General features: G+C 55.5%; 6 protein-coding genes and 1 riboswitch. All 6 genes read left to right on the forward strand.

The genetic code is table 11. The features are described 5' to 3' along the window. Nucleotides 1–95: 95 nt before the first annotated feature. The 6 genes from NSQ80_RS03575 to NSQ80_RS03600 all read left to right on the forward strand — a co-directional run bounded on the left by NSQ80_RS03575 (nt 96) and on the right by NSQ80_RS03600 (nt 8,334). Nucleotides 96–1,064 carry a MoxR family ATPase gene (locus tag NSQ80_RS03575; protein ID WP_028540068.1) on the forward strand — a complete coding sequence of 323 codons (969 nt, stop codon included), beginning with the start codon at nt 96–98 and terminating at the stop codon, nt 1,062–1,064. Then, nucleotides 1,061–2,299 (forward strand): DUF58 domain-containing protein, encoded by a 1,239-nt coding sequence (locus tag NSQ80_RS03580; protein ID WP_339301373.1) that lies wholly within the window; start codon nt 1,061–1,063, stop codon nt 2,297–2,299. Before NSQ80_RS03575 ends, NSQ80_RS03580 begins: the two co-directional genes overlap by 4 nt. Continuing rightward, nucleotides 2,286–4,700, forward strand: coding sequence for a transglutaminase domain-containing protein (locus NSQ80_RS03585; protein WP_339301375.1), 2,415 nt, complete (start codon nt 2,286–2,288; stop codon nt 4,698–4,700). The genes NSQ80_RS03580 and NSQ80_RS03585 overlap by 14 nt, the downstream gene beginning before the upstream one ends. A 78-nt stretch (nt 4,701–4,778) precedes the next feature. Further along, nucleotides 4,779–6,317 (forward strand): glutamine-hydrolyzing GMP synthase, encoded by a 1,539-nt coding sequence (gene guaA, locus NSQ80_RS03590; protein WP_339301376.1) that lies wholly within the window; start codon nt 4,779–4,781, stop codon nt 6,315–6,317. Nucleotides 6,318–6,581: 264 nt separating this feature from the next. Further along, a riboswitch (purine riboswitch) is annotated at nt 6,582–6,682 on the forward strand. A gap of 46 nt (nt 6,683–6,728) precedes the next feature. Then, complete coding sequence (locus tag NSQ80_RS03595; protein ID WP_157268850.1) at nt 6,729–6,881, forward strand: hypothetical protein; 153 nt, start codon at nt 6,729–6,731, stop codon at nt 6,879–6,881. Between the two features lie 52 nt (nt 6,882–6,933). Then, nucleotides 6,934–8,334, forward strand: a complete 1,401-nt coding sequence (locus NSQ80_RS03600) for an NCS2 family permease (protein ID WP_339301379.1) — start codon at nt 6,934–6,936, stop codon at nt 8,332–8,334. Nucleotides 8,335–8,765 lie beyond the last annotated feature (431 nt).

Genomic DNA, 8,765 nt, shown 5'->3' on the forward strand with positions numbered 1-8,765 from the left:
TCTCTCCCTTTCTTCCATGTCTATTTCCACTAGTTTCTGGAGATACTGGTTGATAGATTACGGCCATGGTTTTTAGAAATGGAGGGGAAGTCAGGATGAATCACGATCAAGCGCAGACGTTGCTGGAGCGGCTCGTCCACAAGGTGGATCGGGTGATCGTTGGAAAAAAAGCGGAGATCGAGCTCGCGGTAGTGGCGATGCTGAGCGGCGGTCATATTTTGCTGGAGGATGTACCCGGAGTGGGCAAAACGATGCTGGTCCGTACGTTAGCTGCCTGCATCGGCGGGACGTTTGGCCGCATTCAGTTCACGTCGGACCTGCTGCCGTCCGATGTCACCGGCGTAACAGTATACCATGCGCAGAGCGGTCAGTTTGAGTTTCGGCCAGGGCCGGTGTTCGCCCATGTCGTATTGGCCGATGAGATCAATCGGGCAGCGCCGCGAACCCAGTCGGCCTTACTGGAAGCGATGGAAGAACGGAAAGTGACGATTGACGGAGAGACGCGGGCTTTGCCGAAGCCGTTCTTGCTGCTGGCGACGCAAAATCCGCTGGAATACGAAGGAACCTATCGCTTGCCGGAGGCGCAGTTGGATCGCTTTCTGATGCGGCTGACGCTCGGGTACCCGAATCCGGAGCAGGAGGTGGATTTACTCGGGAGAATGCAAGATCCGCCTGATCTTGCCGATCTGAAGCCGGTGCTGTTACCGGAGGAAATTGCCCTGATGCAGCGTCAGGTGCGCAGCGTATTTGTGGACGACGTCATCAAGCGCTATATGGTTGGCGCTGCGGACGTCTCCCGGCGGCATCCGCAAATCGCACTGGGCTTCAGCCCGCGCGCAACGCTCGCTTGGATGGGGGCGGCGCAGGCGATGGCGTATTACCGAGGACGCTCCTTCGTCACGCCGGACGATGTCAAGGCGGTCGCGCCCGCTGTGCTCACGCACCGGATCGTGTTGCGAACGGAAGCGAAGCTTGACGGAGTCAGCGGCGAGCAGGCGCTATCAGAGGTGTTGTCTAAGGTGGATGTGCCGATTTTTGCACGGAGAGCGGGGGCTTCATCATGAAGCACGCAGGATGGGCGTGGCTGATCGCCGTCGCCTTCGCCGGCGCTTTGGGAGGTTGGTATGCTTGGCGCGGCGGGGTGTCGTCTTTATTCTTGCTGCTGCTGGTCGGATTCATGATGCTGCAGGGCATCTTGGTCCAAGCGTTTGGCCCAAAGCGCTTTAAGGTGGAGCGCGCTTGGCAGCCGGTCTATCCGGTTGCCGGCGAACCGGTCACGGTCACGTTATCGGTTCGCTGTGAGGGAGGTCTGCCGCCGGTTTGGCTGCAGATCGAGGACCAACTGGCAGATGACACCGTGGGTTCAGAAAATGGGAAGAACCGCCCGGGGAGCCGGGGCGGTAGTTTGTTTTTTACTGGATTTCGCCGGGACTACCGGATGACTTATACGATTCAGGGCTTACCCCGGGGCGTCTATAAGCAAGCGTCCGTCAAGCTGACCTGGGGCGATCCGTTTGGCTGGTTCAAGCGGAGCCGACTTGCGGCCTCCCCAGAGGTGATGGTCGTTCATCCGTTGCCGCTGGCAGGAAATCCCCCGAAGGCAGAGGTACGTGCGGAGCAAGAGGGCGGCGGAGCATGGCAGCCTCAGTTGGTCGCATCCTCTCCAGCTCCGGGCCGGTTAAGACCTTATGTTGAAGGGGACCCGTTGCGGCGAATCCACTGGAAATACTCGGCGAAAAAAGGCGAGTTGCTCTCCCGCATTCCCGAAGAGCAGGGGGTGATGCCGCGTTATTTGCTGCTGAGCACACGTGACGGCGATTATGCTTCCTCCGCCGGCTTCGAGCTGGCGGTGTCGGCAGCCGCAACGTGGCTAACGCGCGAAGCAGGCGGCGATTCTGGGGCCGATGAGCTTCGGTTCAGCCATGGCGGGATGGACGGCGCTTGCCAGGTGAACGATCGCGATGGCTTGATGAGCGGTCTGGAGCAGCTTGCCGGCCTCCGCTTGGGGAACGGTTTGTCTGCGGGTGAAATACTGCGCCGGGATTGGTCCGAGGTGTTCTCCCAAGGGCAAAGCCTCACCGTCATCACCGGCAAGCTGACGCCTGAATTAGCGGGCGATGTGCTGCATTTGGCTGAGCTGGGCGTGGCCACGGAAGTTTGGTGTGCCGGCGGACTTGGCGGATCGGATCTGGGGCGGCTGGTTGCCCGACTGCAGGAGAGGGGCGTCACGGTGCTGGATCTGACGCTGTATCGGACGAAAACTCCGCGGAAAGGGGCGATCAAGCATGTCAGCGCCTAAAGCGTCAGTGATCCCTGCCAGCGGTCTGTCGGCACCGATGACATCCTCCCGACGCAGCGGACATTCAGCGCCTTCCATCGGCCTGCGGATCTTAATCACGCTGTTGTTGTTTGCTTTATTTGGGGAATGGTTGTATCCGCTGCACGCGATGATTCCCGAAAGGCAGACGGAACTGCTTCCGCTGTTTTTCGTTCTCACTGGTGCTTTGCTGCTCATTGGCTGTCTGCGGCTGCCGACTGCCCTGTATGCGCCGCTGCCGCCGCTGCTTATCGCCGGTGCCATGTTGTATCTGTTCGGAAGAGGAGAGGGGATTGGCTGGTTTATCGGCTACGCCCATACGGTCTCTGCTGATTTGGAGGTGTTTTGGGATACAGGGCGGCTGTTCTCCATCAGTATGGAGACGCGGGCTTTGCTCCTGTTGATCGGTTGGACGTTGCTGGTTGTTTCCGTACAAATGCTGGCGTTATCGCGCCAAAGTATTTTGCTCTTCTTGTCCGCCACGGTGATTTACTTGCTCGCGCTGGAGGCGGCCGTTGGCCTGGAGCTGTATTTGGGCGTCATCCGCTCGGCAGCGTTGGGCCTCGCGCTGCAAGCGGCGGCGTTCCATCGCGGCGAGTCTGGACCGAGCCGGGGAGCCGGGAGACTCGCCGGCGGGGTCGTCGTACTCGCCTGCGTGGCGGGCGCAGCGCTGCTCAGCTCGCTGCTGCCGCTGCAGCCGGTGCGGGCGATCTCGTGGGAGCAGGTCGCCCGCAGCTTGTCGGAGTGGAGCGGAGCCGAGTTGCCTGCCACGGCGGGCCGGGCCGCGGCGGTCAACGTCTCCGGCTACGGTCGGGACGACTCCAAGCTGGGCGGGCCGCTGCGCCTGCGCCTTGATCCATATTTTACGGCGTTGTCCCCGTACAATACGTACTGGCGCGGCGAGAGCAAAAGCGTGTACACCGGCCGGGGCTGGATTCAGCCGGTCGGGGATAGCGCGCCGGTGATCGCCGGGGCGGAGCGTACGGGCGGTGTGACGGGCGAGGCGGCTGAAGACGCGGCCATCCCAGCCGCAGCCCAGGTCGACACCGGGCGCAAGCTGATCCGCCAAACGGTGACGTTTGAAGCCCCGTTAACGGGAAGGGTCGCCTTGCTGTCCGGCGGGCTTCCGGTCCAGGCGGAACGGATCATCGCTGGTGACGGGGAAGAACCGGTGGAGATTGAACCTAGGTTCGACGCTTGGGCCGATGCCTTGATCGTCGACTATGCGGCTCCCTCGGAGCGCATTTACAGCTATGAGCTGACGTCGGCGGTGTCAACAGCGTCTGCAGACAAGCTGCGCCAAGAAGAGGGGCCGGACCCGGCAGAGGTCCGTGACCGCTTTCTGCAGCTGCCGGATGCACTGCCGGAGCGGGTGCGGAAGCTGGGCGAGCGGCTTGTCGCCGGAGAGAGCAACCGCTATGATGCGGCCGCTGCGGTCGAGAGCTACTTAGAGCATCGCTATACTTACAGCTTGGATTCCCGGCAGCCGCCGGAAGGGGCCGATTTCGTTGACCACTTCCTGTTCGTCGACCGCATCGGCTATTGCGATCACTTCTCGACGGCGATGGTCATTCTGCTGCGCAGCGGCGGAATTCCGGCTCGTTGGGTCAAAGGCTTCGCGCCCGGGGACCCTGCGCCGTCTGCAGCTTCGACTTCCGCCTCCGGAGGAACGGGGAGCAGGGGGGAGGCCGTTTCACTAGCAAGCGGTACAGGCTCCAGCTCGGCAGAGATGCACCGATATACCGTAGCCTATGCGGATGCGCATTCGTGGGTCGAGGTTTATTTTCCCGAAACGGGTTGGATTGCCTTTGATCCGACGCCAGGGTTTGGCGAGTCCATCGCCTTGAGCGTCAGCACCTTAGCGGATTATAGATTAGGTGAAGCAGATACGGTAGCGGCTTTTCCGTGGTTAGCCAAAGCTGTTGAAGTGGCCAAGCACCTGCAACCGAGACTTACTGAATTGGCTTACGAAAAACTTACCCGTATGACCCCGCGGCTGCGCCCGTTTGATTGGACCGTTTTGGCTTTAACTGCTGGTTTCGCCTTACTGTTCGCACGAGAACTGAGGCTGCGCGGATACTTACTGATGCTTGCCTTCGGACGATTGCGGCCAGGGAGCACGTTTCCTGGACGCCGCGAGCTGCTGGCTTCGGCGGATCGGGTTTGGCACGAATTGGCATTGCTTTACGGCCCCAAGCCTGCGTCCATGACAGCCCGGGAATATATCCAGAGCGCTTTCAGCGAAGATCAGGCGCAAGCGGAGTGTGCTGAGCAGTTCGTGCGGACCTGGGAAAGGATCTACTATGGAGGCCTGCGGCTGGAGCGACAGGAAAGCGTGAAATTCCTAGAACAATGCCGGAAGTTGGCCTCTCGCCGACGCTGAAATTGGCGTTTGGGCTTCCTTGACGACCTCTTTTGTCGTTTCGTATAATAGGTGTCATAATTTGAGGGAGGCTCGGTCATGAATAAACCTAATGAAATGATTGTGGTCCTTGACTTCGGAGGACAATACAATCAGTTAATAGCAAGAAGGATCCGCGACTTAGGCGTGTACAGCGAATTGCTGCCGTATAATACGCCGGTAGAACGCCTGCGGGAAATCGCGCCGAAAGGCATCGTTTTTTCGGGTGGTCCGTCCAGCGTTTATGCGGAGGATGCACCGCACATTGACCCGGCCGTGTACGACATCGGTGTGCCGATCTTCGGCATCTGTTATGGTATGCAGTTAATGGCTCACCAGCTTGGCGGTAAGGTCGAACGTGCGGCAAAACGCGAGTACGGCAAAGCGGACGTGGATTTTGCCGAACATTCGGCATTAACTCGCGGTTTGGATTCGAAGCAGACGGTATGGATGAGCCACGGGGACCACGTGACCCAGCTTCCGGACGGCTTCGTGGTTGATGCATCGACAGAGCATGCGCCTATCGCCGGGTTTTCGAATCCGGACCGGAAGATGTATGGCGTACAATTTCACCCCGAAGTGCGGCATTCCGTACATGGGAATGAAATGATCCGCAATTTCCTTTACGACATTTGCGGTTGCGAAGGCAACTGGAGCATGGAGACGTTTATCGAAGACGCGGTGCGCGATATTCGCGCCCAAGTCGGTGACGGCAAAGTGCTTTGCGCGTTGAGCGGCGGCGTGGACTCTTCGGTGGTGGCCATGCTGATTCATAAAGCGATTGGCGACCAGTTAACCTGCATGTTCATCGATCACGGTCTGCTGCGCAAAGGCGAAGCGGAGAGCGTCATGGAGACCTTCGTCGGCAAGTTCGACATGAAGGTCGTCAAGATTGATGCGCGCGAGCGTTTCCTCTCGAAGCTGGCTGGCGTGGATGACCCGGAACAGAAGCGCAAAATCATCGGTAACGAATTTATCTACGTGTTCGACGAAGAGTCGGCGAAATTCGATGACTTTACATTCCTGGCCCAAGGAACGTTGTATACGGATATTGTCGAGAGCGGCACGACAACGGCCCAAACGATTAAGTCCCACCATAACGTTGGCGGGTTGCCGGAAGATATGAAGTTCAAGCTGATCGAACCGCTGAAAACGTTGTTCAAAGACGAGGTCCGCAAGGTTGGCGAAGAGCTGGGTCTGCCTCGGGAAATCGTGTGGAGACAACCGTTCCCGGGACCGGGGCTCGCTATCCGCGTCTTAGGCGAAGTGACGGAAGAGAAATTGCAAATCGTTCGGGATTCCGACTACATCCTGCGCGAAGAAATCGCCAAAGCGGGACTGGATCGTGAGATTTGGCAATACTTCACGGCATTGCCGAATATGCGCAGCGTAGGGGTTATGGGCGACGCTCGTACTTACTCCTACACAGTAGGCATCCGTGCCGTGACGTCCATCGACGGCATGACCGCCGACTGGGCGCGTATTCCGTGGGACGTGCTGGAGAAGATTTCCGTACGGATCGTCAACGAAGTCGAGAACGTGAACCGCGTCGTGTACGACATTACGTCGAAGCCGCCGGCCACGATTGAATGGGAATAGGTTATCAAACTCACAAATGCTCTCCTTTAGATGCCGGTTCAGGCAAATAAAGGAGAGCATTTTTGGTTAATTTACTGTTGTATCTATTGCTTTGGGTCTCTTGATTACTTTGAAATCAGTGTAAATTTTCACGAATAATTCAAATTACGAACAATAATATCACGAATTGAATCGAATATTCGTTTTTTCTGTTGACATTTTAGGACCCTCCGCCTAGAATAAATCATGTAATAAGCCTTGCTGACATGGCTTGTCTGGATATCGACAAAACCGCATAGTTCTTTTCGTATAATTCCGGGAATTGGCCCGGAAGTCTCTACGAGGTCACCGTAAATGATCTGGCTACGAAAGGAAGAAACGAACGTATCGTTGGAGCGAGTTGGGGAAAGTTCGGGGATGTTGCTCGGATGAATGCTCCTGCTGCGAAAGCTTGCTTTGAACGAAAGCCTAGGGCTGTTGACTGATCCGAACGATCGTTTCTTCTGGATGTACGGTAACCCGAGGGATGTCGCCTCGGGCTTTTTGTCGTTTTCCGAAGGGAATGCAGGCAAAGTGGTGCTGTGATGCCAGTTGTTTGAACCAGGATTGTCAATTTTTAAGGGGGAGTAATTTTATCATGGATCGGTTTTTTAAACTGAAACAGAACGGTACGACGGTACGTACGGAAATTATGGCGGGCCTGACCACGTTTATGGCGATGGCCTACATCCTTACGGTGAACCCGAACACGTTGACGGCGTTTGGCCAGATCGAAATGGGTTGGTACTCCGTATTCTTGGCAACGGCGCTGTCCGCAGGGATTTTCACGATTGCCATGGGCCTTTTCATTAACTTTCCTGTGGCGCTTGCGCCGGGGATGGGTCTGAACGCGTACTTTGCGTCCGTCATTCTGTCATCTGCGACAACGGATCATCCGTTTACTTGGGAAATGGGCTTAACGGCTGTATTCATTTCCGGGTTGATCTTCATCCTGTTGACTTTAACGAAAGTTCGTCAAATGCTGCTGGATGCCGTTCCAGATTCGTTGAAGCATGCAATTACGGTCGGGATCGGGTTGTTCATTACGATTATCGGTCTGAAAAACAGCGGGCTGATGACCATCGGCGTTGAAGCTGGCAGCGATATTCCGGCGAATACGTTCACCGATGTACTTTCCTTTGAAACGGTCATTCATTTAGGCAGTCTGGAGAACACGGACGTACAGCTTACTTTGATTGGTTTGTTGCTGATCGGGGTTTTGATGGTGCTGAACGTTCGCGGCGCGATTTTGCTGGGGATCCTGGGAACGACGGTTATCGCTTTGCTGATGGGGGTAGTGGACTTCGGTACTTTGTCCAATCCGCAAACGCCTTGGGTTCCAGACTTCACGCAAATTAACTTTGCACGCTTTGACTGGGACGGTATTTTGCATACAGGTATTATTTCCGCGATTGCGACTTTCACTTTCGTAGAATTGTTTGATACATTTGGTACTTTGGTAGGTACAGCCTCTCGTGCAGGAATCATGAAGGATCCAGAAGAAGGCAAAAAACGCGTCGGCAAAGCCATGCTGGTTGACGCAGCGGCTGTTACTGGCGGCGCACTGCTCGGGACTTCGACGACGACAGCTTATATTGAAAGTGCAGCTGGCGTAGCTGAAGGTGGACGTACGGGCTTAACCGCCCTCACGACGGGGATTTGCTTCTTGGCCGCCTTGTTCTTGGCTCCGATCGCAGCTTTGATTCCTGGTGCTGCAACGGCTGCAGCCTTGATCATTGTTGGTGTCCTAATGGTTCAATCGATCAAAGAGATCGACTTCTCCGATATGGTTATCGCTATCCCTGCGTTCTTGACGGTAACGATGATGCCGTTCACCTACAATATTGCGAACGGGATTTCGTTCGGTGTCGTGTTCTATGTGGTGCTGGCCTTCGCGGCCAATCTGATTGGCAAAAAGAAATACGACATCCACTGGTTAATGTGGGTATTGTTCGTTCTGATCATTCTCCGTTACATTTTCCTTGGCAGCCAGGGTTAAGGATGAGCTAACGGCCTCTCAAGCCTGCAGTCCCTTTGAGGATTGCAGGTTTTCTTTTTTTATATATTTATATAATAGTAGATTCTCGAGTGCAGGGGGCAATTTCCAAGTATTTCATTTGTATTTGTTTGAGAGGTTTGATATATTATAAAAGTCGCTCACAGCGACGAGGTAATTACGACGATGCATGAACCGGACAGTCGAAAAAAGTTCTTGCATTCGAACGAATTACTTGATATAATATAAGAGTTTTCGCCGATAAGACGATAACGAATTTGATCTTTGAAAACTGAACAACGAGTGAGTAATAAATCGAGATTAAAGGATGAATTTCAAACCGGTGTACTCCGGCCTTGAAATTCGATCCGATCTCGTCAGTTTTTTCTAAATGAGCAAGTCAAACACTTTTGATGAAAGACCTCGAGGCCCTC

Source organism: Paenibacillus sp. FSL K6-2441, from assembly GCF_037964765.1.
Classification (GTDB): domain Bacteria; phylum Bacillota; class Bacilli; order Paenibacillales; family Paenibacillaceae; genus Fontibacillus; species Fontibacillus phoenicis.

What these genes read in the sequence shown, in the direction of transcription:
- NSQ80_RS03595 (WP_157268850.1), top strand. Translation starts at nt 6,729, where the DNA reads ATGCTCCTGCTGCGAAAGCTTGCTTTGAACGAAAGCCTAGGGCTGTTG.
- NSQ80_RS03585 (WP_339301375.1), top strand. Translation starts at nt 2,286, where the DNA reads ATGTCAGCGCCTAAAGCGTCAGTGATCCCTGCCAGCGGTCTGTCGGCA.
- NSQ80_RS03575 (WP_028540068.1), top strand. Translation starts at nt 96, where the DNA reads ATGAATCACGATCAAGCGCAGACGTTGCTGGAGCGGCTCGTCCACAAG.
- NSQ80_RS03580 (WP_339301373.1), top strand. Translation starts at nt 1,061, where the DNA reads ATGAAGCACGCAGGATGGGCGTGGCTGATCGCCGTCGCCTTCGCCGGC.
- guaA (WP_339301376.1), top strand. Translation starts at nt 4,779, where the DNA reads ATGAATAAACCTAATGAAATGATTGTGGTCCTTGACTTCGGAGGACAA.
- NSQ80_RS03600 (WP_339301379.1), top strand. Translation starts at nt 6,934, where the DNA reads ATGGATCGGTTTTTTAAACTGAAACAGAACGGTACGACGGTACGTACG.